At 61.9% G+C, this 26,413-nt stretch carries 19 protein-coding genes and 1 pseudogene; 12 read left to right on the forward strand and 8 right to left on the reverse strand.

Annotated features, from left to right (window positions below; translation table 11 throughout):
• Nucleotides 1-149 (forward strand): carbohydrate porin (locus tag HNW77_RS02555; RefSeq protein WP_172155097.1); only part of this gene is annotated, 149 nt, incomplete at its 5' end.
• Between the two features lie 149 nt (nt 150-298).
• Here HNW77_RS02555 and HNW77_RS02560 read toward each other — a convergent pair.
• Nucleotides 299-1,591 carry a carbohydrate porin gene (locus HNW77_RS02560; protein WP_172155099.1) on the reverse strand — a complete coding sequence of 431 codons (1,293 nt, stop codon included), beginning with the start codon at nt 1,589-1,591 and terminating at the stop codon, nt 299-301.
• 326 nt (nt 1,592-1,917) lie between these two features.
• Between HNW77_RS02560 and HNW77_RS02565 the strand changes: the two genes are divergently transcribed.
• The 4 genes from HNW77_RS02565 to HNW77_RS02580 all read left to right on the forward strand — a co-directional run bounded on the left by HNW77_RS02565 (nt 1,918) and on the right by HNW77_RS02580 (nt 9,302).
• Nucleotides 1,918-3,144, forward strand: a complete 1,227-nt coding sequence (locus HNW77_RS02565; protein ID WP_172155101.1) for a low temperature requirement protein A — start codon at nt 1,918-1,920, stop codon at nt 3,142-3,144.
• A gap of 437 nt (nt 3,145-3,581) precedes the next feature.
• Complete coding sequence (locus HNW77_RS02570; protein WP_172155103.1) at nt 3,582-4,802, forward strand: efflux RND transporter periplasmic adaptor subunit; 1,221 nt, start codon at nt 3,582-3,584, stop codon at nt 4,800-4,802.
• The gene (locus tag HNW77_RS02575; RefSeq protein ID WP_172155105.1) at nt 4,780-7,884 is read left to right on the forward strand and encodes an efflux RND transporter permease subunit; all 3,105 of its coding nucleotides are present in this window, start codon (nt 4,780-4,782) and stop codon (nt 7,882-7,884) included. Before HNW77_RS02570 ends, HNW77_RS02575 begins: the two co-directional genes overlap by 23 nt.
• On the forward strand, nt 7,881-9,302 hold the full coding sequence (locus tag HNW77_RS02580; protein WP_172155107.1) for an efflux transporter outer membrane subunit: 1,422 nt from the start codon (nt 7,881-7,883) through the stop codon (nt 9,300-9,302). Before HNW77_RS02575 ends, HNW77_RS02580 begins: the two co-directional genes overlap by 4 nt.
• Before the next feature lie 83 nt (nt 9,303-9,385).
• Here the strand turns inward: HNW77_RS02580 and HNW77_RS02585 are convergent, their stop codons facing one another.
• On the reverse strand, nt 9,386-10,033 hold the full coding sequence (locus HNW77_RS02585; protein WP_241694249.1) for a TetR/AcrR family transcriptional regulator: 648 nt from the start codon (nt 10,031-10,033) through the stop codon (nt 9,386-9,388).
• 808 nt (nt 10,034-10,841) lie between these two features.
• Here HNW77_RS02585 and HNW77_RS02590 point away from each other — a divergent pair.
• Together HNW77_RS02590 and HNW77_RS02595 are read left to right on the forward strand one after the other, a co-directional pair.
• Nucleotides 10,842-12,815, forward strand: coding sequence for a putative bifunctional diguanylate cyclase/phosphodiesterase (locus HNW77_RS02590; RefSeq protein WP_241694250.1), 1,974 nt, complete (start codon nt 10,842-10,844; stop codon nt 12,813-12,815).
• Nucleotides 12,816-12,892: 77 nt separating this feature from the next.
• Nucleotides 12,893-15,142 (forward strand): EAL domain-containing protein, encoded by a 2,250-nt coding sequence (locus HNW77_RS02595; protein WP_241694251.1) that lies wholly within the window; start codon nt 12,893-12,895, stop codon nt 15,140-15,142.
• Between the two features lie 132 nt (nt 15,143-15,274).
• Here HNW77_RS02595 and HNW77_RS02600 read toward each other — a convergent pair whose 3' ends face one another.
• From HNW77_RS02600 to pxpB, 6 genes are all read right to left on the reverse strand, one after another.
• Complete coding sequence (locus tag HNW77_RS02600) at nt 15,275-16,477, reverse strand: pyridoxal phosphate-dependent aminotransferase (protein WP_172155111.1); 1,203 nt, start codon at nt 16,475-16,477, stop codon at nt 15,275-15,277.
• Nucleotides 16,478-16,618: 141 nt separating this feature from the next.
• Entirely contained in the window at nt 16,619-17,857 is a 1,239-nt protein-coding gene (locus HNW77_RS02605; protein ID WP_172155291.1) for an MFS transporter, read from the reverse strand.
• Nucleotides 17,858-17,938: 81 nt separating this feature from the next.
• Nucleotides 17,939-18,871 (reverse strand): DMT family transporter, encoded by a 933-nt coding sequence (locus HNW77_RS02610; protein WP_172155113.1) that lies wholly within the window; start codon nt 18,869-18,871, stop codon nt 17,939-17,941.
• Between the two features lie 168 nt (nt 18,872-19,039).
• Nucleotides 19,040-19,807, reverse strand: coding sequence for a LamB/YcsF family protein (locus HNW77_RS02615; RefSeq protein ID WP_172155115.1), 768 nt, complete (start codon nt 19,805-19,807; stop codon nt 19,040-19,042).
• Nucleotides 19,804-20,814, reverse strand: a complete 1,011-nt coding sequence (locus tag HNW77_RS02620; RefSeq protein ID WP_172155117.1) for a 5-oxoprolinase/urea amidolyase family protein — start codon at nt 20,812-20,814, stop codon at nt 19,804-19,806. Before HNW77_RS02620 ends, HNW77_RS02615 begins: the two co-directional genes overlap by 4 nt.
• The gene (gene pxpB, locus HNW77_RS02625) at nt 20,811-21,443 is read right to left on the reverse strand and encodes a 5-oxoprolinase subunit PxpB (RefSeq protein WP_172155301.1); all 633 of its coding nucleotides are present in this window, start codon (nt 21,441-21,443) and stop codon (nt 20,811-20,813) included. Before pxpB ends, HNW77_RS02620 begins: the two co-directional genes overlap by 4 nt.
• A 378-nt stretch (nt 21,444-21,821) precedes the next feature.
• Between pxpB and HNW77_RS02630 the strand changes: the two genes are divergently transcribed.
• The 5 genes and pseudogenes from HNW77_RS02630 (at nt 21,822) to HNW77_RS02650 (ending at nt 26,412) form a co-directional block, all read left to right on the forward strand.
• Nucleotides 21,822-22,577, forward strand: a complete 756-nt coding sequence (locus HNW77_RS02630; protein WP_172155119.1) for an SDR family oxidoreductase — start codon at nt 21,822-21,824, stop codon at nt 22,575-22,577.
• Between the two features lie 5 nt (nt 22,578-22,582).
• Complete coding sequence (locus HNW77_RS02635) at nt 22,583-23,020, forward strand: biotin/lipoyl-containing protein (protein WP_172155121.1); 438 nt, start codon at nt 22,583-22,585, stop codon at nt 23,018-23,020.
• Nucleotides 23,017-24,384 carry an acetyl-CoA carboxylase biotin carboxylase subunit gene (accC, locus tag HNW77_RS02640; RefSeq protein WP_172155123.1) on the forward strand — a complete coding sequence of 456 codons (1,368 nt, stop codon included), beginning with the start codon at nt 23,017-23,019 and terminating at the stop codon, nt 24,382-24,384. Before HNW77_RS02635 ends, accC begins: the two co-directional genes overlap by 4 nt.
• Nucleotides 24,381-24,842: a biotin/lipoyl-containing protein gene (locus HNW77_RS02645; protein ID WP_172155125.1), complete on the forward strand. Its 462-nt coding sequence runs from the start codon at nt 24,381-24,383 to the stop codon at nt 24,840-24,842. The genes accC and HNW77_RS02645 overlap by 4 nt, the downstream gene beginning before the upstream one ends.
• Nucleotides 24,843-25,023: 181 nt before the next feature.
• Nucleotides 25,024-26,412: pseudogene (locus HNW77_RS02650) on the forward strand (aspartate ammonia-lyase).
• Nucleotide 26,413: the final 1 nt, after the last annotated feature.

Below are 26,413 nucleotides of genomic sequence, written 5' to 3' on the forward strand. Positions count from 1 at the left end.
ATCAGGCCCAGGTCACGCCATGGATGGTCGTGCAGCCCGATTTCCAGTATGTGCTGAACCCTTCCGGCGGCATGGGCGACCCGTCCTGCCCAATGCGCCGTATCGGTAATGAAGCCGTATTCGGGCTACATACGAATGTGAATTTCTAGAGCAATTCCACTGAACCCAAGCTCGGTGGAATTGCTCTAACTCATTGTTTGTCGAACATCTTCACCAGTTCGAATATGTCCATTCAAACTGGATGTGCTCTGGCACGCCGAGGAACAGGAAAAAGCGGAAGCCACCGGGGCCGGGTGGTTCAGAATGTCACGTTGCCATGCAGCCCGAAGGTGGCCTCATTGCGCACGCGCTCCCCCTTGCTGTCGCGCACACCGCCACTGGGGGCCACGATGCCCTGTATATCGGGTTGTATGATCATCCATGGCGTGACCTGGGCCTGATAGGTCAGTTCAAAATGGTATTCGGTGCCCTGCCCGGGCAGGCCGGCGCGCCTGTCTGCCCAGGCGAGGCAGGGACTGGCCGCTCCCAGGCCCGCACCAAGGCCCAGCACGTCGTCCGCACGCCCAAACGCGCCCTTCAGGGCAAACCCGCCATCCACGGCATAGACGATCTGGTTGCGGTCGGTCTCCGCTGTCCAGTTTCCCCTGACAAAGGCATCGAGTTCCGTAATCCGCCCGAAATGCTGGAGCGTCTGGTCCGCGATGCCATAGATTGCCCAGTTGGTTTCATGGCTTTTGTTGAAATCGGACTGGTCGGGAAAGCGGCCGGTATCAAGGTAACCGCCAAGTTTATATGTGCCCTGCCTTCCGTACAGGGTGCGCCGGTACTGGACCTCCCCGAAGAAAAGGGCGCCCGTGCTGAAACTGAAGCGCGTGCCACCGGGGTCGCGGTTCTGGTTCCACGGGTCCTTTGCGTTGATGAAGGGGCCGCCGACAGGATTGTCATCGGCTGCCGCGAACAGGAAATTCCAGTGTGGGGACAGGGTATAGCGCAACCGTATCGCAGGCGTGGCCACGGGGGAGACGGGGCCTTGGTCATACAGGTCATTATCGGGCATGATGGGCCACGAAAAGGACGCGTTGAGGAAGTTCAGCCCGACACTGCTGACCATGAAGTCATGCCCGAGATCGAGCTTGCCAATCCGGAAGGCCAGCCGTTCCCCCATGAATTTCTGGCTGTACCACAGTTCATACAGCCGCCCGTTATCATCTGCTTCGATATTGGATGTCTGGTTGAAAACATATAGCGGCGTATTACTGAACGGCCGCCCCCGGATTTCCATGGCGCTGATGTCGAATGTGCCCAGTGGCAGGCCCGTCAGGACATGCAGGTCCGTCACCATTTCAACCGCGGTGGAGCCTATGTAGTTACTGGATGCCTGCGCGCCGCCCACGGGGGTGGACCACAGTTCATTGGTATCCGATATACGGATATCGATTCCCCACGCCAGCAATCGGTTCCGCATGCCGCCCCAGTTGCCGGACAGACGGGTGCGCGGGTCTATATGATCGGGAATGTTCTGCTGGGGCGTGACACCCGCGCTCAGCACGCTGACGGGAACAGGCTGGGCATGCGCAGAAAAAAAAGTCATCGGGAAAATAATTATAATCAGCCAGGCATGATGATGATCGCGGATGCACCTCATTTTCTTAATTTAGCGCCATGCAGCGAAATTTAAAACAGACCATTATGCCAGAATTTGTATGGGATATATCCTGATACGGAACACACGCCCCGCGCCGATTACCTGCCGATTTTCCTGACAACCTGCGCTCGTGTGAACCTGGCTGCCAGGGCGCGCCCAATGCCAGCACGGAACACCCGATTGCGACCTTTCAGGAGTTGACATAAAGGGCATTTTCCGGCCTCACCCTTTAAGTCCGGCCCGTTGCGCCATGCTTATTTTCGGAGCTTTTCATGACCGAGCAGGACGCCCCTTTCCATCCCCTCATGCGTCAACCGGGCCAGGACAATGCCCGTGTCATGAATGAGGAACTGTTTTTTGATCTGGTGTATGTGTTTCTGGTCACCCAGATCAGCCATGGCCTGCTGCATCATCTGACACCAGCAGGTGGGGTGCAGACCCTGATCCTGTGGTTCGCGGCCTGGCTGGGGTGGCAATATACAGGCTGGGTCACAAACTGGTTTGACCCGCGCGTGCCCGCCCTGCGCGGCGTGCTGTTCGTGACCATGGCGCTGGCGCTTGTCTGCGGTGCCGCCGCTCCGGAGGCCTTCGGTCCGCGCGGGCTGGCCTTTGCCCTGTGTTATGCTGGCATGCAGGTCGGGCGTTCCGCGTTTATCGTGTTCAGCCTTCCGGCGTCGCATCCGCTTGCCCCCAATTACCGCCGTATTCTGGGCTGGGGCATTCTGGCAGCCTGCTTCTGGGTCGCTGGCGGACTGGGCACACCGGAAATGCGCGTTCCGTTATGGGCGCTCGGGGTGGCATGTGAATATATCTCTCCCATGTTCGGGTTCTGGCTGCCCGGGCTGGGGCGCTCGCATACAACGGACTGGACCATTTCAGGCAGCCACATTGTGGAACGCTGCCAGCTTTTTGTCATTGTGGCGCTGGGCGAGACGATCATGGCTTCCGGGCTTTCGCTTGCGGAAAGCGCGCACTGGTCCTGGATCGAACTGGGCGGTTTTGCCGCCAGTTTTGTCTGTACCCTTGCCATGTGGTGGCTGTATTTCCAGACATCCAGCGAGGAAGCCGAAGATGCCATCAACACCTCATCCGACCCGGGGCGGATGGGCGCGTATTTCCATTATCTGCATGTCGTCCTGATCGGCGGGATTATCGTTACTGCCGTCGCCATGGACCTGCTGCTCGAAAACCCGCTTGAGGACGCCAGCGGCGCGGCCGCCCTGGTCATGACACTCGGGCCGGTGCTGTACCTGCTGGCCAGTACCGCCTACCGATGGGTTGCCACGCGCCGCATGATGACCAGCCAGATCGTTGGCGTCATCGTGCTGCTTGTAGCGGGATTTGCCGGGCAGGATCTTCCCATGTGGATGCTGGCTTTTTGCGAAACCGTAATTTTCCTGATCATCAGCATCCTCTGCTCCGCCAGAAGCCCGCGCAACACGGCGCATGCCGGGGCCGACCATGGCCGGGACAGCACGGATCGGGGCGTGGGAGTGTGACGTTCGCGAATGGCGTCAGGGCCGTGATATCCTGACGCACAAGCCCCGGTTTGTTGTGCGCAGGGCGCGCCCGGTCGCCTGTTTCGCAAATGACGGCGTTTATTGAAACCGGCCGTGCCGGTGACGGGGGCGCGCCAATCTGTCGCGTTGTGCCAGTCGCCCCCGTTCACGTTCATCATCAGGCGGCAATAGCCACAGATTCCACGCCGGCGCCGGGCCTTCGTTAAGCCTTGCGCCTGTTGGCCGAGCGGATATTAACAAGACGAAACCGTACCGTAACGCAAGTAGATCATTGTCCATTTTCGCTGCCAGCCCCTCTTGCAGCCTGTGGTCGCATCCGAACGTCGTTGAAATACGATACGGTCTCGTCTATGTAACCCGATAACGGCGGCATCGGGCCGCCGGGTTCAGGAAATGACTGAGGGTGGTCGGTATCCATGCAAACCAGACATACTGGCAGTGAAGGCGTGGGCCATGGGCAGCCGCCCTCCTTCCTGGCCACCATTTTTCATCCCGTCACGCCGGGGGAGGGCAGCGCCCCGCCGGAGCGGAACATCGTGCCCGCTGCGAAAAAACCGGGCGGTTCCCCCGGCCTGATCCTGCTCTGCCTGCTGCTGCTGCTTTCCGCCTGCCACAAAAAGGCGGCGGTGGAGGAAGTCCGCCCCGTCCGTTCCGTTATTGTCGAACCCGAATCCGATGCGAATGGCGAGGTGATGACAGGGCAGGTCGCCGCCCATCAGTCCATCAACCTCGCCTTCCGCCTGCCCGGCAAGGTGGTGGAACGCACGGTTTCCGCTGGCAGCGTGGTGCATGCGGGAGATGTGCTGGCGCGGCTGGATGACACGGTGCCCCAGCAGGCCCTGCGCACGGCGCTGGCGGAAAACGCCACGGCAAGGGCAGCGTTGGAGCAGGCCACCCCCCTGAAGCAGCGGGCTGCGGCCCTGCTGCCGGTGGAGGCCATTTCACGCAACGATTATGATGACGCGGTGCGCCGCTACAAAACCGCGCAGGACCAGGTGCAGGCGACACAGGCGCAGGTGCGCGTGGCGCAGGAACAGCTTGGTTATACCCGCCTTGTGGCACCGGAAGATGGCATCGTGACCAACCGGCTGGTGGAAGCGGGCGAGGTGGTGGCCGCAGGCCAGCCCGTGCTGCGCATGGCGGCGGATGACGGGCTGGACGCGCAGTTCGACATGCCTGAAGCCCTGGCGCAGTCCCGTCTGGCCGTGGGCATGACCATGAAGGTGTGCCTGGACGCAGCGCCTGCCACCTGTGCGCCCGCTGCGATCTATGAAATCGCCCCCGACACGGATCCGCTGACCCGTACCTATCACACCAAGGCGCTGCTGCGCGCCACGCGGAACATGATGCCGCTGGGTGCGGTGGTCACGGGCCGCCTGTCCATGCCATCAGCACCAACCGTTCATCTGCCGCCTGCCGCCCTGAGCGTGCAGGATGGCAGGCCGGCGGTCTGGATCGTGGCCCCTGACACGCTGCGTGTCTCCCAGCGCGCCGTCACCGTCGCCCGCTACGGCACGGATGACGTGGTGATCGCCTCCGGCCTGAATGCTGGTGACCGGGTGGTGACCGCAGGCGTGCAGGCGCTCTATCCGCAAGAAAAGGTCAGCCTGCTGGATGAAGCCGATGTCCGCCCCTGAGCCGCGTGCGCCGGGGGGCATAAACCTGTCGGACTGGTCCATCCGCCACCGTGCGCTGGTCCTGTTCTTCATGATCCTGATCGGTGTGGCGGGCATCCAGTCCTATTTTAAACTGGGCCGGAACGAGGACCCGCCTTTTACCGTCAAGACCATGGTGGTGCAGGCGTTCCTGCCCGGTGCGTCGGTGGAGGAAACCACCCACCAGTTGACCGAGCGCATCGAGAAGAAGTTGCAGGAAACGCCCGACCTCGATTACGTCAAGAGCTATACGCTGGCGGGCAAGACCACGATTTTCGTCAACCTGCTCTCGGGCGCGCCCAAGGCCGAAGTGCCCGACATCTGGTACCAGGTGCGCAAGAAGGTGGGCGACATCAAGGCGCAACTGCCGCAGGGCACGGTTGGCCCGTTCTTTGACGACGAATTCGGCGATACCTACGGCATCATCTACGGTTTTACCGCCGATGGATTTTCCCACCGCGACCTGCGCGATTATGTCGAGACGGTGCGCGATGAACTGCTGCATGTGCCTGATGTGGCCAAGATCGACACGCTGGGCGCGCAGGATGAGAAGATCTATGTCGATTTCTCCACCCATCACCTGGCCCGGCTGGGCATAAACGGGGCCACGATTGCAGCCGCCCTCATGGCGCAGAACGCCACGGTGCCATCGGGCGTGATCGATACCGGGCGCGAGCAGATACAGGTCCAGCCCACCGGGCAGTTCGGGTCGGTGCAGGATATTGCCAATGTCACGGTCTATGCCGGCAGCCGCAAGATCCGGCTGGGCGATATCGCCACCATCACCCGCACCTATTCCGACCCGCCGCAGACCCTGTTCCGCGTGGGCGGGCAGGATGCGATCGGGCTGGCGCTGACCATGCGCAGCGGCGGCAACGTGCTGGAACTGGAGAAGAACATCACCGCGAAGATGGCCGAGCTGCACGCCCGCATGCCCATCGGCATCGAGGCGCATCTGGTCGCCAACCAGCCCAAGGTGGTGCATGACGCGGTGGGCGACTTTACCGAGGCGCTGTTCGAGGCCATCGCCATCGTGCTGGGCATCAGCTTCCTCAGCCTTGGCGGGCGCGCGGGTACGGTGGTGGCGTTCTGCATTCCCTTCGTGCTGGCGGTGGTGTTCGTGTGCATGAAGCTGTTCGGCATCGACCTGCAGCGCGTCTCGCTCGGGGCACTCATCATCGCCCTTGGCCTGCTGGTCGATGATGCGATGATTACGGTCGAAAGCATGGTCAGCAAGCTGGAGGAAGGCTGGACCCTGACGCGGGCTGCAACCTATGCCTATGTCTCCACCGCGTTCCCCATGCTGACCGGAACCCTGGTGACCGTGGCGGGGTTCATCCCGGTCGGGTTCGCGAAAAGCGTGGCGGGGGAATATACGTTCTCCCTGTTCGCCGTGGTGGGCATGGCGCTGATCGCGTCGTGGTTCGTGGCCGTGCTGGTGGCGCCGCTGGTGGGGGTGACCATCCTGAAACAGCGCCCGGCGGCAGCACCCCATGCCCCGCCGGAAGGGCGGCTGCTGCGCGCGTTCAGCCGCGCGCTGCTGTTCACCATGCGTCGCCCGCGTGCGACCGTGCTGGCCAGCCTTGCGGCCCTTGTGGTGGCCATTGCGCTCTCGCCACTGGTGCCCCGGCAGTTCTTCCCCGCATCCGACCGGCCCGAACTGCTGGTTGACCTGTCGCTGCGGCAGGGGGCATCGATCAAGGCGACGGCGGATGTCTCGCGCCGGCTGGACGGCATCCTGCGCAATGATCCCGATATCGATCACTGGAGTTCCTATATCGGGCGCGGGGCGGTGCGTTTCTACCTGTCGCTTAATGAACAGTTGCCCAATGACTTCTTTACCCAGACCGTCATCGTGGCCAAGAGTGCCGTGGCGCGTGACCGGCTGCGCAAGCGGCTGGACGTGGCATTGAGCCATGACATGCCCGATGTGGTGCATGGGTTGTTCCCGCTCGAACTCGGGCCGCCGGTGGGCTGGCCGGTGCAGTACCGCGTCACGGGCCGCGACCCGGACCGGGTGTGGCATTACGCGCATGACGTGGCCAGGATCATGGCCGACAGCAACCAGTTGCACATGGTCAATTTCGACTGGGGCGACCCCGCGCGCAAGCTGAAGATCGAGGTAAGGCAGGACGAGGCCCGTCGTCTGGGCCTGTCATCGGGTGCCATTGCGCTGGCCATCAATTCGGCCGTGACCGGGCTTACGGCAACGCAACTGCGTGACAGCATCTATCTGGTCGATGTGGTGCTGCGCGCCAACCACGCCCAGCGCCTGTCGATCGAGGACCTGCGCAACCTCGACATCCGCCTGCCCAATGACCTCACGGTGCCGCTCTCTACGGTGGCAAGTGTTTCATACGTCGAGGATTATCCGCTGGTCTGGCGGCGCGACCGCCTGCCAACGCTGACCATACAGGCGCAACTGCGTGACGGGGTGCAGGCGGATACCGCCGTTGCCACGCTGGCCTCCAAAATCGCGGCCTTCAACGCGGGTCTGCCCACGGGCTACCATGTCGCGGTGGGCGGCACGGTGGAGGAAAGTGCGAAGTCGCAGAAATCCGTCATCGCCGTCGTCCCCCTCATGATCCTGGTCATGATGGGCGTGCTGATGATCCAGTTGCAGGATTTCAGGCGGCTGGCGCTGGTCATCAGCGTGGCGCCCTTTGGCCTGATCGGCGTGGTGGGCGCGCTGTTCCTGACCCAGCACCCCATGGGGTTCATCGCCATGCTGGGGCTGGTGGCGCTGATTGGCATGATCATCCGCAACTCGGTCATCCTTGTGCACCAGATCCAGATCGAGAAGGATCTGGGCCAGTCGGAATGGGATGCGGTGATGAATGCGGCCAAGATCCGCTTCCGCCCCATCATGCTCACGGCGGTGGCCGCCATTCTTGGCATGCTGCCGATTGCATCGAGTGTATTCTGGGGGCCGATGGCCGATGTCATCATGGGCGGCCTTGCCGTGGCGACGGTGCTGACGCTGATCTTCCTGCCGTCGTTATACGTGCTGTGGTTCAGGGTGAAGGAAACGCCACCACCGCAGGTTGAGGGAGCCGCAAGATGAAACGCATCCCGATCCTCCTGCTGCCCGCGCTGCTGGCGGGCTGCGCGTGGCTGGCCCCCACCTATCACCGGCCACAGATGCCCATGCCCGATAAATGGGGCACTCAGCAGGCCGCCACGGTGCCCGATGGCGGCGCATGGTGGCGCAGCTATAATGACCCGGTGCTGGACGCGCTGGTGGCCGAAGCGCTGAAGAACAATGATGACCTTGCCCTGGCCGGGTCAAAGCTGCAGCAGGCGCGCGCACAGTATAAATATGCCTTCGCCAACCAGTTGCCCTCCATCTCGGTGGCGGGCGCGGATGCCATGGGCCGCCTGCACCTCAAGGATGAACTGCCGGTTGCGCACAAGATGAGCAACCTTGGCTTCGTGGGCGGCATGCTGAATTATGAAGCCGATTTCTGGGGCAAGAACGCCAGCCTGAGCAAGGCGGCCAAGGCGGGTGTGAAGGCGGCGGGTTACGGGCACGAGGCCGCGCGGCTGTCCATTGCCGCAGCCACTGCCAAGCTGTATTTCAGCCTGCGCGCGCTGGACCGGCAACGCGAGATCCTGCAACAGACCATCGAGACCCAGACGGCCCTCCTAGCCCTGGTGCAGCGCCAGCATGAGGTGGGCGCGGTGGATGCGCTGGTGGTGCAGAACGTGACCGAGCAGCGTGACGCAGCCCAGGCGGCCCTGCCGGATGTGGAGGACCAGCGCGGCAAGGCGGAAAGTGCGCTGGCCGTCATGCTGGGCCGCGCGCCACAGCAGATCATCGAACAGGCGATGGAGCGCGGCAAGAACATCGACGAACTGACAGTTCCCATCCCGACCCCGCCGGAAATCCCGTCCACCCTGCTCGAACGCAGGCCCGACATCGCCATGCATGAACAGACGCTGATTGCCAGCAACTTCAATATCGGCTTTGCGCGCGCGGCCTATTTCCCCACCATCTCGCTGGCCAGCCTGGCGGGGGTGAACAACATTGATATCGACAACCTGTATCGTGCCACCACGCGGTCATGGACGCTGGCGGCTTCCATGGCAGCACCCGTCATGGATTTTGGCCGCACGGCCAGCGGCGTCAGGCTGGCAAGGGCCGAGAAGAACGAGCAGGTCATCCTGTATAAACAGAGCATCCGCACGGCCTTCAAGGAAGTGCACGACGCCCTGCTGGAACAGAACAACGCCCGCGCGCGCGAACAGGGCGACGGCGGCAAGGAAACGGCGGCTGAAAAAACCGTGGAACTGACGCAGTTGCGGCTGGAACACGGCTATGCCAGCAGGCTCGATGTACTCTCGGCACAGGTGCTGGCCCAGCAGGCCGAACTGGCGCATACGACCGCATTGCTGTCCAGCCTTGATGCGTCGGTTGACATGTACAGGGCCATCGGGGGCGGGTTTGACACCACCGCCCCACAGGACGGGAAGGGGAAATAACCGCGGCGCAGGAAAGCGGGCTGTCTTGCAAACGGGAAGGAATCAGGCCGCCTGCACCGCAGAGAATATTATTTTACAGCAGTTTAGAGGCGATTTTGCTGCCCCGTGCCATGCGGGGGTGGGGGGACGGGCGTTGCCAGTATGCCCATCATGAAGGCACGCCAGGCGCGGTCGAGATAATCGTCGCGCTCCTTTGCCGTTCTCAGCACCCTGCGCCCGAACAGCATCTGCTGATGCGGCCCACCGAGGCAGAGCGTAGCCAGCATCTGGCTGGTTTCCTCCAGTTTGCAATCCGCCTTCAGCAGGCCCGCGCGCGAGACGGCGGTCATGAGCTTGCAGGTCAGTTTTTCCAGCGGGTCAAAGATATGGGCACCGGCATGGTCCACCAGATCGGGGAAGCGCCATCCTTCCGCAATGAAGGTGCGGCTTAGCGAAAGCGTTTCAGGGCTGAGGATCAGGTCAAGCAGCATGCGCATGGTTTTGTACAGCGCCTGTAGCGGATCGTTTGAGACCATTTCATCTGACGGAGAGGCGGACAGCAGGAAGCTGTTGCCCAGTTCGGCAATCACCGTCTTGAACAGGTTTTCCTTGGAGGGGTAGCGGCGGTAGATGGTCTGCTTGCCCACCTTGGCTACAGCGGCGATCTGTTCGACCGATGTGGCGGCGTAACCCTGTTCTCCAAACAGACGGGTGGCGGTTTTCAGGATCAGGGCATCCAGTTCTTCCGACATGCGGCTGTCGGGCCGACCTGAAAATTTCCTCTTTCTGTCCTGATCCGCCATTCAACCTCCTGTCCGCAGTCCCTTCGGATTATAGGGGACGAGACCGTCTCGCAAGGGCTTTTAACACGATCAACATTCAGCCCGGTGGAGTAGGGCGGGCTGAAAAGCCGAGCGGACCTGCCATGCAGATCGGGACAGCCCTGCTAGCGCAGCGAGCCTGTCCGCTTGATCCGGATGGTTCGAATCAGCGCCCTCATGTCGCGTAGGAATATCGTGAATCGGTATGACCCCGGGGGGTATGCACGCCAGAGGCTGCTAAAGGCATATTGAAACATTTATTGATAGGCGCGGCCTGTTATTGGAAGAAGCGGTAACCATTCCGCCCGGGCGCGGCAATCAACGGGTAAGAAAATGTGCAGGAAACCGGGGAAATACGGATCACTGTTTTATTACGTAACAATATAGAAGCCATAAAAGGACGCGGTTTGAAATCAGCGAAACCAATTATACTTGATTGAATAAATCAAACATCACGTTTTGTTGATTTGTATGAATCAGTCCTGATCGGCGATCGGAAAGAGGCAGATTTAGTACAACAATTTATTTATGCCAAGGATATATGATATACCTTATGAAAATGACCAGTTCATAAATATAAAATAATAAAAACAATCAGCAATATATCAGCTATATAAATAAATACATCTGTCGCGACGAGAATTCATGCTGCCACGCTGGCGGTGTCGATACTTAACCATGCGCTCCCCGATGGAATAATGCCGTGTTGCAATTGCTTAAAATAATGATGGATTCCAACATGCCCCTCCTTATTTCTGCCCTTATTGTGTGTATTGCGGGTTCGTGGATCACTGTCCGCATCATGGCACGCATTGCCGCGACCCCCGGGCGGCAAAATCATTCATGGTATCTGCAATGCGCCGCCGCAGGGGCCACGACCATATGGTGCACCCACTTTCTGGCGTTGCTGGCATACATGCCCGGTGTCGCGGGCTTGCTGAATATTCCGCTTACGCTGTTTTCGTTTGTTATTGCTGCTGTGGGCGTGCTGGCGGCAACCGTCATCGCCACCACCAGCAAGAGCCGGATGGGGCCAGCCCTCGGCGGTACCGTGCTCGGCCTGGCTATTGCCGGCATGCATTATTCCGGCATGTATGCCGTGGAATTTGGCGAGCACATGGCATGGAGCCTGCCAACAATCGCGCTGTCACTGCTGCTGGGCATCGCTTTTGGCACGCTGTCCCTGCAGTGCCTGCTCCGCAGCAGCAACAGGTATCGTGAACTCCTGGCCACGGTCCTGTTCGTTGCGGCGATTGCGGGGCTGCATTTTGTCGGTGTGTCCGCCATGCGCACGCACATGATGTCCGCCGAGCTTATGGCGTCTGGCAATGCCCCTGTCGTGCTCGGCGTTGCGCTGGCCATTACGACCCTCCTGCTTGTGGCGACAGGTGGCAACAGTTTCTCGATCGATGATGCAACGCGTGCGGAATCCTACGAACGCATGCGGCAGATGGCGTTGCATGATGCCCTGACATCGCTGCCCAATCGTGTCAGCTTCAACGATCATCTCGATCAGGTGATCGCGGATGCGAAAGCCCAGGGCACGCAGTTCGCGCTGATCGGCATTGATCTTAACAAGTTCAAGGAAATCAATGATGTGCGCGGTCACGCCGCAGGCGACGTGGTTCTGGTCACCATTGCCAACCGTTTTACCGAGATGCTGGGGCAGGGCGAGTTCGTGGCCCGTCTGGGCGGGGATGAATTCGCAGCAGTCCACCTGACGAGCGACCCCGATGAACTCAGTGCCTTTGTCGATCGCATCGAGGAGGCCATCAACCTGCCCATCCCGATTGAGGACTACGAAGTCACGACCGGCGGCAGCGTTGGCCTGGCCCTGTTCCCCAAGGACGCGACCGACAAGGAAACGCTTGTAACCCGTGCCGACCTTGCGATGTATCGCGCCAAGGCAGATCCGTTGCGCACCGTGGCCTATTATGAACCGGCCATGGATGAAACGGTCCGCGAGGCGCGCGCGCTTGCGGCGGATCTGAAGACGGCAATGGAAAAAGGCGAACTGAGCCTGCATTACCAGGTGCAGACCGCCATTGCGACGGGTGAGGTCTTTGGCTACGAGGCCCTGCTGCGCTGGACCAGTCCCGAACGGGGGGACGTGCCGCCAGCCCTGTTCATTCCTGTTGCCGAGGAAAACGGCCTCATCATCCCGCTGGGTGAATGGGTCCTGCAGACCGCCTGCGCGCAGGCTGCCAGTTGGGATGCGGCGTACAAGCTTGCGGTCAATCTGTCTCCGGTCCAGTTCTTTCATCCTGACCTGTATCGTCTGGTCAAGGAGACACTTGAAAAAACGGGCCTTGCGCCCGCGCGGCTCGAACTGGAGTTAACGGAAACTTCAATCATTGATGACAAGCAGCGTGCTCTTGAAATCGTGCGCCGGATCAAGGAACTCGGCGTTTCGATTGCACTGGATGATTTCGGCACGGGTTATTCATCCATTGATACGCTGCGTTCCTTCCCGTTCGACCGGATCAAGCTTGATGGCAGTTTCATGCAGGGCATCGAAACCAATTCCGATGCCGCCGCCATTGTCCGTTCGGTGCTGGCGCTTGGCCGCACCATGAACATCTCCGTGCTGGCGGAAGGGATCGAAACGCCCCGGCAGCTTGAAGTGCTCCGTGGCGAGGGCTGCGTGGCGGGGCAGGGCTTCCTGATCGGCCGCCCCGCCTGCCCGGAAACACTGGGGCTGCAACCGGCCTGACACGCGCCCCACATGCCTTTTCCATCCCGTCCCGGCAGGCGGCCTGCCTGCCAAATTGTGAACTGTGGCCTATCATCATGAACAAGTTGCTCCTTAACCCGCCCTCCCCAAAATCCGCCTTTTCGGGTGATGTCGCCCTGAGCCTGCTGCATGACGCGACCGAGGCGATCGTTGTGATTGACGACAGGGACCATGTCATCTTCTTCAATAAAGGTGCTGAGAAGCTCTGGGGTTATGCGCAGGATGAAGTGTGTGGGCACAATGTGCGCATGCTGGTGCCCGATCTTGCCGGCAAAGAACATGGCGGCCACGCCGCCGGTAACCACACGGCGGATATTGACGCTGTTGTCGGTACAGTGCGTGAAATCATCTTCGAGAACCGGCACGGTGACTACATCACCGGGGAACTGACGCTCTCTTCAAGCAAGGTCGGCCCGAAAGGTAAAAAATACTATCTTGCCTCCATCAAGGCGGTAACGGAAGAAAACCATCGCAAGAAACTGCTGGACCTGCAGAATACGGTGTTCCAGTCCCTTTCAACCGATATGCAGATTCAGGACGTGGCCGACCTGGTGTGCCGGGAGGTGGAAAATTTCATTCCCAATACGGTCGCCATCCTTGTCCTGATTGATGAAGACCACCGGCTTCATGTCCTGTCAGGCCCCGGCCTGCCACGGCGCTATGCCGCGGCACTCGAAAATGTCACGCTATCCGATGCGGACATCATGGCCCTGTCCAATGATCTGGACGAGGCGGCCACCGTGGTGTGGGAGAGCTACCGCTCGCTGGGTGTATCGCTGGGGCTGCATCATTGCTGGGCCTCGGCCATCAAGGCCTGCAATGGCAAGATATCGGGCATATTCGCGCTCTTTTCACGCAATGCCAATCCGCTCAGCGACTGGCCGCAGAAAATCGTGGCGGGTTGCGTGCCCTTCTGCAGCGTGCTGATCGAGCAGTATGAGGCACGCCACCACATTTCCCAGCTGGCCAATTATGACCCGCTGACCGGTTTCCTGAACCGGACCGCCATTCATAAAATTCTCAGGAACCTTGTCGGCAAACCGGGTGACAATCATTTTGCCGTGCTGATGCTCAACCTCGACCGCTTTCGTGACATCAACGATGCGCTTGGGCATTCCAATGGCGATGACTTCCTCAAGGCGGTGGCGGCACGGATCAAGAGCCTGTGCCGGAGCCATTATATCCTCAGCCGCGCAGGGGGTGACGAGTTCGTCATCATATTGCCCGATACACAGGCTGCCCCGGCCACGACATTTGCCGAGAGGCTGATCGCGGGCATGGAAGAGCCCATCGAGATCGGGGGCAACTTCATTACGGCTTCGATCAGCGTGGGCATCAGCATGTTCCCCGAGAACGGGCCGGACAGTGAATCCCTGATCGGTCATGCCGAAGCCGCGATGCGCCTTGCCAAGAAAGACGCCCGCGGCACATTCCGCGTCGCCACGCCAGAGGACCACACGGCGGCACAGGACCGCCTCGTTCTTGGCTCCGCCCTGCGTGATTCCCTGGCAAAGGGCCTGCTCAACCTGCATTACCAGCCGCAGATCGAGGCCAAGACCGGCGCGCTCTATGGCGTGGAGGCACTATCGCGCTGGCATCATCCGCATCTGGGCAATATCTTTCCCTCCCGCTTCATTGCGGTGGCGGAGGATACCGGGCAGATCGAGGCGATCGGCGCCTGGTGCCTGGAAGAAGCCTGCCGCCAGATCGTGGCATGGGACCGTGATGGGGTCATGATCCCCGCCGTATCGGTCAACCTGTCGGCCGGTCACTTCCGCAAGCGCCAGTTGCCCGAAATGATCTCGAACCTGCTGACGCGCTTTGGCATAGCCCCGGCACGGCTGACGGTGGAGATTACCGAAAGCGTGATGATGGATGAAAACAAGGATACGATGGACGTACTGCACGCCATTCGTGCCCTGAATGTTGGCCTGTCCATGGATGATTTTGGCACCGGCTACTCATCGCTGTCGCGGCTGACCCGCCTGCCGCTGACCGAAATCAAGATTGACCGCAGCTTCATCATGAACCTTGAGCATGATGCCAATGCGCAGGCGGTGACGACAGCCGTGATCGGCATCGGCAACCGTCTGGGCATGACCGTCGTGACCGAAGGGGTGGAGACGGAAGCACAATACGCGCTTCTGGAAAGCCTGCACTGTGATGTGATGCAGGGCTATCTGTTCGCCAAACCCATGGCGCCCAAGGATCTGGAAACATGGTTCCGGCAGCCGCGCAAGATCATGCCCGCAATGCGCAAGGCGCGCGAGGAACAGGCAGCATCCGGTCAGGCTGAAAAGAAATAACCCTGTAAAGAAATAACCCTGTCAAAGGCATCGGGTATCGTATCGGTCTCCTGATTGCATCAGGAGGCCGATACGAAAAACCCTTACGCGTTCATATGCCGCGTGCCGTTTCTGTCCGGCCCGGGCCGGAGTTTACTTCAGCCCATCCACAAAGGCTGCGATCCGGCGGCAGCCTTCGCGCAGGGTGGCGGTGTCGGTCGCATAGGAAATGCGGAAGAACGGGCTCATGCCGTAGGCTGCGCCCTGCACGGAGGCAACCTGCTGTTCTTCAAGCAGGGCCATGACGAAATCGGCATCGGTTGCAATCAGGCGACCACCCGCCGAGGTCTTGCCCATGCAGCCGCTGATGTCGGGATAGACATAGAACGCGCCCTGCGGCGTATGGCACTGCACGCCGGGAATGGCGTTGAGCAGCGAAACCACCAGGTCGCGCCGGGCCTGGTATTCGGCTGCGCGGTCCTTGAGGAAGTCCTGCGGGCCGTTCAGCGCCGCGACCGCAGCCGCCTGTGCCAGCGTGTTGATGCCGCTCGTCGACTGGCCCTGCATGTTGTTCATGGCGGCGATCAGCGCGCGCGGGCCACCGCAATAGCCAACGCGCCAGCCGGTCATGGCATAGGCCTTGGATACGCCGTTGACGGTGAGCACCCGGTCCTTCAGGCGCGGCTCGACCTCGGCGATGGTGCAGAAGGTGAAGCCGTCATAGATCAGGTGCTCATAGATATCATCGGTCATGATCCAGACCTGCGGATGCTTCATGAGCACGGCAGCAATGGCTTCCATGTCCGCGCGCGGGCAGCACGCGCCGGTGGGGTTGCCGGGGAAGTTGAGCACCAGCCACTTGGTCTTGGGCGTAATGGCCGCCTCAAGCGCTGCGGCCGAGAGGCGGAACCCGCCTTCGGCAGGGCAGGGCACGGAAACGATGCGCGCCCCGGCAAGGCGGGCAATATCGGCATAGCTGATCCAGCTCGGGGTGGGCAGGACCACCTCGTCACCGGGGTTGATGGTGGCCATCATGGCATCATAGATGATCTGCTTGGCGCCGTTGGCCACCAGGATCTCGTTCAGGGCGTAATCAAGGTGGTTTTCACGCTGGAACTTGGCCTGGACCGCTTTTTTCAGCGCGGGCTTGCCGTCCTGCGGCGGGTATTTGGTATCACCCGCGCGGGCTGCGGCAATGGCGGCATCCACCACATGCCCGGGCGTGGGGAAGTCCGGCTCGCCCGATGACAGGCTGATGATCTTAACCCCTTCAGCCTTCAGTGCCGATGCCTTGTCGGTCATCGCGGCGGAGGCCGAAATCCCAATTCCATTCAGTCGATCAGCAAACCCGGGCATCAGACACGTTCTCCACTTTTACGCAATGCAACAGTATGTTGGATGTTCATGGCTATCGTAGATCGTTTCGCTACGGGTTAGATACCGGTGAAAACCGTCTGGCCCCATACAACAATCCTATGAAGGCCAGGGCGTTTTTCCTTACCCGTCCATCCGGATTGGGTTGCGCACCATGGCGAGTGACAGCCCGGCCGCGACAAGCAGGGCTGCGGCGCACATATACCATGCCATGTCAAAGCTGCCGGTCCAGGCCACGATATACCCGGTCAGGATGGGCGAGAGCAGCCCCAGCGAATTGCTGCATGTCAGGGTCACACCCGTTACGGCACCCATTTTGCCGCCATCTTCCACCATGTCGGTCAGCAGGGCGGTATTGGCGCCATTGGCCGCCATCAGGCACGCCAGTGCGCCAGACAGCACAAGCAGGATGGGCATCATGGTATGAAAATGCGGCAGCAGCCCGATCGTGGCAGCCCCCAGCAGGCAGGTTGCGACAACAAAACGCCGGTTGGGCGGATGAATGCCCCTGCGAAAGACCAGATGTTCGAGAATGCGCCCGATAACGACCGCGCCAATGGCTGCGGCCAGATAACACAGCGCCGTGCTGTTGCCCGTGCCGGTCGTGTTGATGTGCAGCTCATGGATCAGGTACAGCGGCATCCATGACATGACCAGAAAGTTCAGATAGTTCTGGGTGCACTGCACCGCGAGTATCCCCAGAAAGGAAGAGGAGCGGAACAGGTTCCTGATCTCGCGGGCCGTAATGGGCTTGCGCGGGGTGGCGTCGGGTTTTTCCTTCGGGTTACGGTACACCAGCCACCACACCAGCGCCCAGGCGATGCCGATGCCGCCAAGCGCCATGAACTCGCACCGCCACCCGAAGAACGTGATCAGGTAGGCCCCCGCAATCGTGCCGCCCGCCAGCCCGAGCTGCATGCCCGTAAGCAGCATGGTCATGACCGATCCGCGCTCACGTGGCTGCGCCCAGTTGCGCACAACCGTGGCCCCCACGCCAAAGGTCGGCGCCTCGCCCACGCCAAGCAGCACGCGGGTCATCAGGAACTGGGTAATGTTCTGCGCCATGCCGCCAAGCAGCATGGCAAAGGACCACACGCCCACGGCCAGGCTGCCGATGGTGCGCGCGCCCACCATGTCGAGCACGATGGTCGAGGGCAGGTTGAGCAGGAAATATGACCACAGGAAACTCGACGAGACCCAGCCCATCTGCACCGGTGTCAGCGAAAACTCCTTGCCCATCGTGGGCAGGGCGATGGAGAGCGCCGCACGGTCGCCATAACTGATGGCGTACATCAGGAAGACAAGAAAGAAGAACACGTAGCGGGCAGGAATTGCGCGCCTGCTTCGTGCGTCGGTGGTCATTTCACCTGTTGTCACGCTGTAGGACTCCTGGTGTGCCATGAATTACAAGGGGGAGGGGATGACAGATGCGGGGCGGCGCGATCAGGGCGGGGTGCCGGTGGCCGCATCCATCGTGCCTTCGGCCACTACTTTCTGCCTGGCCGGGCGGTCGTGGCGCAGCATCCACACGCCGGAGCCAATGATCAGCAGGCCGCCAATGCCCATGGCAATGCCGGGTATCTCGCCAAACCCGAACCACCCGATCAGCGCCGCCCATAGCAGGCCGGAATAGGCAAATGGCCCGATGGCGGAGACCTGCGCCGAGGCGAAGGCCTCGGTCTGGAGCACCTGCGCGATACCGGCGAATGCACCCACGGCCACAAGGCAGCCCGCCTCGGTCAGGCCGGGCGTGGTCCAGATGAAGGGCAGCGGCAGCGCGGTCATGACCGTCATGAGGATGGCCTGCCACAGGGCGATGGTGGTGCTGGATTCCGTAGCCGAAAGCTGGCGGATCTGCATGGTGGTCAGCGCGCCCACGGCCCCCTGCGCCAGGGCTACGAAATAGGCCCAGTTCGGCACGGCAGCCCCCGTCGCGCCATGGCCATGCAGCAGCCCCTTGCCAAGAGCCACCACGATCACGCCCGAAAACCCGAGCGAGACCGCAATCCAGCGCTGGACCGAAGGGCGCTCATGCAGCAGCGGAATGGACAGCAGGACCAGGAACAGCGGCTGCGTATAGGACAGGACCTGCTGTTCGGCCAGCGGCAGGCGGGTCACGGTGATCACGACCATGATCATGCTGATCAGCCCCACGACCGAGCGCAGGACATGCCCGCCAAAATGCTGTGTTTTGAGCACGATGCCGGAGCGTGAGGCAATCAGCAGCACGAAGGGCAGCGAAAACAGGTTGCGGAAGAAAATGATCTCGAGTGCGGGAAGCGTGGAGCCGGTCAGTTTCTGCAGGGCATTGAGGGCAGCGGTAAAGAACGTTGCCGATGCTAGAAGAAGGGCGCCACGTTTCAGGTCATGCTTCATTTGATCCGTACCTCGATGCACGACATGGACAGCGGCGCGCTTCATCAATCAATGCTGCCGGATACCCCCGCAGGCTTCATGTTGCGACAGCGTAACGCAGGGGATGGATTCCGGGTCATAGGTGTTCGTTGCGATGCAATAGAAAATTCTTATGGGTGGCGTGCGCCCTCAGTCCCCAAGCTGGCAGGCGGGGGTGAGCACGCCGCCACTGGCCTCGATTTCCGCGCGGATGGCGCGGGCGAGTTCGAGTGACCCGGGCGTATCGCTATGCACCAGGATCGACTGTGCCCTGACCGGCAGGCGCGCGCCGTCAATGGTCGTGACCGAGCCGTCCTGCAGGAACTGCTTCACGCGTGCGCGCACGCCCGCCAGGTCATGGATGACAGCACCCGGCTGCCCGCGCGGCACCAGCGTGCCGGCGGTGGTATAGGCACGATCGGCCAGGAACAGGGTCTGTGCCCGCAGGCCCGCCTTCTCGGCGGCGCGCTCGGTCGCCTGGCCGGGCATGCAGAACACGCTCAGGTTCCGGTCAAGTGCTGCAATGGCACGGGTCAGGCGCAGGGCAAGGGCCTCATCCGCATTGGCCATGTTACCGAAGGCGGCATGGTAGCTGACATGCGTGACCCGGTGGCCATGGCGGGCGGCAATGCCCTGCAGCGCGCCGATCTGGTAGCACATCATGGATTCCATATCCGCGTCGGACACGGCCATGGTGCGGCGGCCAAAGCCCATCAGGTCGGGCAGGCCGGGATGGGCGCCAATGCCCACGCCCTTTTCCTTTGCCAGCCGCACGGTGCGGTCCATGATGGCGTAGTCACCGGCATGGAAGCCGCAGGCGATGTTGGCTGACGAGACGGTCTCCATCAGCCCGTCATCATCAGCGATGCGCCAGCGGCCAAAACCTTCGCCCATGTCGGAATTGAGGTCGATCTTCATGCCTTGGCTCCAGATTTCATGCCAGCACGGCAGCGGGCGGATGAGCGGTAATGGGCAACCATCATGCGCAGGTCGTCGAGATAGGCGTTGACCGGCTGCATGGCGGCAACACCTTCGCTAAAGCTGCATTCATGCAGGCGGATGCGCCAGCCGATGCGCGCCTGCGCCAGCCGCCACAGGTCGGCCTCGATCACGGTGGCGATGCGCGGATAGCCACCCACGGTATTGGCGTCGGCCAGTTGCACGATCGGCTCGCCCGCGGGCGGAACCTGCACGATGCCGGCGATCACGCCGTAAGAGCGCAGTTCAACCCGGTGGCGCAATTCAAGCGGGGCGCCCTGCAGGCGGTAGCCCACGCGGTTGCTCTGTGGTGTAATGCGCCATGGGGTATCCCACAGCCGCTTCTGGGCTTCGGGCGTGAACAGGGCATAATCGGTTGCGGGCATCGCGCGCAGGTTGATGACCCTGGCATCCGCCTCGTCTGCTACGGCATCCAGCGCGGCAGCGGGGGGCAGGGCGCCATAGCCCGCCACATCCAGCGTGACGCCTGTGGTCCTGAGCGTATCGCCTGCCTCCAGCGGGCGGCCGTCAAGCCCGCCAAAGCTGCCACGTAGCTGCGTGCTGCGCGAGCCCAGCACCACCGGCACCTCGATGCCGCCTGCAAGACAGACATAGCCGCGCGCGCCCGCTTTGGGCGGGCCGATACGCAGCACCTGACCGGCTGCTGCCGTCGCGACCATCCAGGGCAGGAGGGTGTGGCCATCGAGTTCGATTGCGGCATCAATGCCCGTCACCGCAAAGGTGGCGGGTGCGTCAAAGCGCAGCACGAAGGGATAGGTCTGCAGTTCGATGCAGGCATCATCCATCTGGTTGCCCAGCAGGATATTGCCGACCTGAAGGGCGAGCGTGTCCATCGCGCCAGACGTGCCCACGCCCAGGTTGCGGTAGCCGGGGCGGCCGAGATCCTGCACCGTGTTCAGGGCGGATGTTTCAAGGATCGTAATCACAGCTCGATGCTTTCGGGGTAGAAGCGGATGCGATCGCCAACGGCAAACAGGGCAGGGGGCTGTTTGGTTGGATCGAACACGCGCAGGTCGGTAAACCCGATGGAATTCCACCCGTTTGGCCCCGTCAGCGCGGAAATGCCGGCCTGCATGCCGCCGATGATGACGGTCCCGGCCTGCATGTTCAGCGATGGCACGGTCTTGCGCGGCGTTGCAATGCGTGGGTCAAGCCCGTGCAGGTAGCCAAAGCCCGGCGCGCTGCCAATGGCGCAGACCGTGTATTCACTGCCGTGATGGATGGAGATGACCTCCTGCGCCGACAGGCCGGAATGGGCGCACACGGCGGCCAGATCCTCGCCCAGCGCGCCGCCATAGCGCACGCCGATCTCGAACAGATGCCCCTCGATATGCCGCTCGGGCAGGGTGTTCCAGGCGTGGCACAGCCACTCCGCCACCGCCTGCGGGCTTTTGGGCGGGGCGGAAAAGATCAGCATGAGGTTGGTCACGCCGGGAATGAGTTCAAGCACGTCGGGCCGGGCCTGTGCCGCGTCCATCAGTGCCCAGATGCGGCGCTGGTGGGCCATGGTGAAATCACCCGGCGCCTCGAACAGCATGGCGCGCGTGCCGATCATGCTTATGGCAGGCGCGGCAGCCGTATTGCGCGCCACATCGTTCTTTATATCCGTGTTCAAAATACACAGTCCCTGGAACGGCGCTGGTTATTGAGCCTGAACCGTAACAATATAGGTTTCGCGGCATGAGGTGCCAGGTGCAAGACTATGGCCGTTTCCGTAACGATGGCCAGTGCAATTGTGGTTGTGAGGCTATTGAATAATCTTATGGCTCAGCAGGATAGCAGGGCCATCATATTATGTTATGGCGTGAGAACGAAGTGCTCTTGGCGCTTGTTGTCCATGGTGGTTAGCATAAAAATCAATAGCTGAGCATCCGGTATCCGCTGTGGGGCCGGGTGGTGTTAGTTTCTCTGTTCAGGATCGGGTTTTCTTACCATGAGCAACCAGCCGTATCGTACCGCCCTCGTCACTGGCGCCTCTTCCGGTATTGGCGCGCAGATCGTGCGCCGCCTGGCGCAGGAAGGGATCGAGGTTCATGCCCTGGCGCGTGACGCGGCCCGGCTGGAGCAGCTGTCGCAGGAGACCGGCTGCGTCGTGCATGCCGTGAGCGTGTCCGATCAGGCCGGGATCGAGGCGCTGGTCAAGGGGCTCGAGATCGACATCCTGGTCAACAACGCCGGGCAGTCGCGCACGGGCAACATAACCAACACCACGCCCGAGGATATCGATGCGCTGGTGGACGTGAACCTGCGCGCGGTGCTGCAACTGACCCGCCTCGTGGTGGCAGGCATGATCGAGCGTGATCGTGGCCATATCGTCAACATCACCTCCATTGCAGGTCATTATGCCTTTGCAGGCGGCAATACGGTCTATCATGCCACCAAGGCGGGCGTGCATTCGCTCTCGCAGCAGTTGCGCTGCGACCTGTTCGGCCACCGCATCCGCGTGACCGAAGTCTCGCCCGCGCGGTGCGAAACCGAGGTGTTCGGCCGCCTGATCGGCAACATGGAAGAAGCCAGGAAGCGTTTCTTTGATGAATATGAGTCGCTGCTGCCCGAGGATATTGCAAACTCCGTCGCCTTTGCCGTCATGTCGCCGCAGCGCATGAATGTCAGCTTCATGGAAGTGCTGCCCACCATGCAGGTCGTGGGCGGGCTGAACTTCGCCAAGAAGACATCCGGCGCGGCGTAAGGGCAGTGGATCTCACGCATGTCAGGCGGCTGATCGACCTGCTGGCCACGGCTCCGGTTACGGAGCTGGAGGTCGAGGAAGGCGGCTGCCATATCCGCATCACCCGTGGCGGCGGCGCGCAGCCTGTGGGTGCGCCATCCGCCCCGCCCGTGGCGGCAGCTCCGGCACCCGTTGCGGCCGCGCAGCCAGCCGTGGCACCCGTGGCGGAGGCGGCGGTCATCACCGCTCCCTCCTATGGCGTGTTCCATCTCTCGCCCGCACCGGGGGCGCCGCCATTCGTCACGGTGGGGCAGGACGTGCAGGCCGGGCAGGAAGTCGGGCTGGTCGAGGCGATGAAGGTGTTCAACGCCGTTCGTGCCGAGCAGGCTGGCAGGATTGCCGCCGTGCTGGTGGAAGACGGCACCGAAGTAGAGGCAGGCACCCCCCTGTTCCAGCTGGCATGAGTGAGACCCCACGTTTCAGCCGCGTGCTGATCGCCAATCGCGGCGAGATTGCCCTGCGCATCCAGCGCGCCTGCCGCCAGCTCGGGTTGGAGACGGTGGCCGTGTATTCCGAAGCCGATGCCGACAGCCGCCATGTGCATGAGGCCGATGTGGCCCTGTGCATTGGCCCGGCGGCTGCGGCCCGCAGCTATCTCGACCCTGACGGGCTGCTGCTCGCCGCCCGGCTGACCGGGGCGCAGGCCATTCATCCCGGCTACGGCTTCCTGTCGGAAAATGCTGATTTTGCCGATGCGGTGGAAAAAGCGGGCCTGACCTTCATCGGTCCCACGGGGGCCTCCATCCGCATGATGGGCGACAAAATTACCGCCAAGCGCGCCATGCGCGAGGCGGGTGTGCCCTGCGTGCCCGGATCGGACGGGCCGCTGCCTGCCGATATGGACGCCGTGAAGGCCATTGCGCTGGAGGTTGGCTTTCCGGTCATCGTCAAGGCATCGGGCGGCGGCGGCGGGCGCGGCATGCGCGTGGTCGAGCGCGTGGAGGACCTGGCGCAGGCCGTGACCCTGACCGCCAAGGAAGCCGAGCAGGCCTTCGGCAACCCGACGCTGTATCTCGAACGCTTCATGCAGAAGCCGCGCCATATCGAAATTCAGGTTCTGTGCGATACGCATGGCACAGCACTATGGCTGGGTGCGCGCGACTGCTCGCTGCAGCGCCGCCACCAGAAAGTGCTTGAGGAAGCCTCCGCCCCCGGCATCGCCCCCGAAACCATTGCCGAAATTGGCGCACGCTGCGCCGAGGCATGCAGGCGGATCGGCTACCGTGGCGCGGGCACGTTCGAATTCCTGTATGAAGATGGCGTGTTCGCCTTTATCGAGATGAACACCCGCGTGCAGGTCGAGCACCCGATTACGGAAGAGACCACGGGCATCGACATCGTGGCCGAGCAGTTGCGCATTGCCCAGGGCGCGCGGCTTGGCATCGCGCAGGCGGATATTCCGCTGCGGGGCCATGCCATTGAATGCCGCCTCAATGCCGAGGACCCGTTCACCTTCATGCCCTCGCCCGGCACCATCACGCGCTGGGACCTGCCCGGCGGCCCGGGCATCCGGGTCGATACGCATGTCGTAGCCGGCTACACGGTGCAGCCGTATTATGACTCGCTGATCGGCAAGATCATCAGTTATGGCGCCACCCGTGAGCAGGCCATTGCGCGCATGCGCGTGGCGCTGGCGGAAATGAAGGTGGAAGGGGTGTCAACCAACATCGCCCTGCATCAGGACCTGCTGGCCGACCCCGCCTTTGCGCGTGGCGGCGTGGATATCCACTATCTTGAACGCTGGCTTGCACAAAGGACAGCCTCATGACCAACCGCTCCGAACAGGTGGTGCCCCATTTTGATCGGCTGCCAGAGCCTGAACAGATTGGCCAGATGGCAACATGGCTGGCGCAGGCAGGGCTGGAAAGTCTGGAACTGTGCAACGAGGCGGCGGGGCTGAAACTGCGCATCCGCGTGGGGCAGGGCGCACCGGCGGCAATGCCCGCCCACGCCCCGCCAGCAGCGCAGCCCGATGCCGGAGCGGGACTGGTGGCAGTGAAAACGCCGTATTTTGGTCATCTGTGCCTGGTCCATCCGCAGCGCGACAGCGCTTTTGCTCCGGTAGGCACGAAGGTGGCGCAGGGCGATATTGTAGCGCTCCTGACACTGGACAGCCTGCAGGTGCCCGTTCCCGCGCCGATCGCGGGCAGGGTTGCCGAGGTGACGGGGCAGGCCGGCGCGCTGGTCGGATATGGCACCGTGATCATGCAGATCCAGCCTGACTGATCCGCTCAGGCCGGGTGTTGCTGCGGTTTTTTAGCTATCTCCGTCGCCTTTATCTGGCCTGTAGTCGTGTTGTTACATGCGAACATGCGCATGATGCTGGCACTGTTCTGCCCTGGTACTATTCTTAACGTGGATGGACCGAAATGAGTAATATGCCCGCTCCGGCGCGCGAGAGCGCGACCTGTTGGGCGAGGTCACGCTGCCCCCCGGCGTGCTGTGGGGCGTGCACACAAAGCGCGCGCTGGACAACTTTCCCATAAGTGGCACCACGATCGGCAGTTTTCCTGAACTGGTGCAGGGGCTGGTCACGGTCAAGCAGGCGGCGGCGCGGGCCAATCTTGCGCTGGGTTATCTCGGCCCCACGCGCGCCAACGCCATTGATGGTGCCTGCCAGCGCATCCTGCAAGACCCCGCCTATAACGCGCAGTTTGTGGTCGATGCCATGCAGGGCGGGGCAGGTACCTCGACCAACATGAATGCCAACGAGGTCGTTGCCAATGTTGCCCTTGGGCTGCTGGGCGAAAAGCCGGGCACCTACGGCGTGCTGCACCCCAATGATCATGTCAACATGGCACAGTCCACCAACGATGTGTACCCCACAGCGCTCCGCCTTGGCCTGCTGCTGGCGGTTGACCCGCTAGTCGCAGCCCTTGAGGGACTGCATGCGGCGCTGGATGAAAAGGCAGGGGCGTTTGATGCGATCCTGAAGGTTGGCCGCACGCAGTTGCGTGATGCCGTGCCCATGACGCTGGGGCAGGAATTCGGGGCATTCCGCACGGCGGTGGCAGGTGAAATCAGGAGCATAAAGGTCCATGCGGCAGCCTTTGAGCAGGTCAATCTTGGCGGCACCGCCATTGGCACGGGGCTCAATACCGACCCGCGTTATGCCCCCACAGTCATGGCGGAACTGCGCGGCCTGACCGGGCGGCCCATGAGCAGTGCGCCCGACCTGATCGAGGCCGCATCGGATGTAGGGGCATTCGTGCTGTTTTCGGGCGCGCTCAAGCGCCTGGCGCTCAAACTGTCAAAAATGTCCAGCGACCTGCGCCTGCTCTCAAGCGGGCCGCGCACGGGCCTGGGTGAAATCGTGCTGCCGGCGGTGCAGGCGGGGTCTTCCATCATGCCGGGGAAGGTCAATCCCGTCATACCCGAGGCGGTCAATCAGGTGGCCTATCTGGTCGCGGGCCATGACCTGACCATTACCATGTGTGCCGATGGCGGGCAGTTGCAGCTTAATCCGTTTGAACCGATGATTGGCTATTGCCTGTTTACATCCATTGCGACATTGCGCACCGCCATCGAAACCCTGACCACGCGCTGCATCAGCGGCATTCGTGCCGACCAGGCACGGTGCTAGGCCCTGTTTGACCTGAATATCGGCATCATTACGGCACTGGTGCCGGTGCTGGGTTACGATGTCTGCTCGGCCATTGCCAAGCGCGCATTGGCACAGGATCGCAAGGTGACGGACCTGATCGTGGAGGACAGGCTGCTTTCGACCGAACAGCTTGCCGCCCTGTTGCAGCCCGATGCGCTGACCCGCCCCAATATCGGGCGCATCCCGGCCTGAG

This window comes from Komagataeibacter melomenusus (genome assembly GCF_013155395.1).
Taxonomy (GTDB): Bacteria; Pseudomonadota; Alphaproteobacteria; order Acetobacterales; family Acetobacteraceae; genus Komagataeibacter; species Komagataeibacter melomenusus.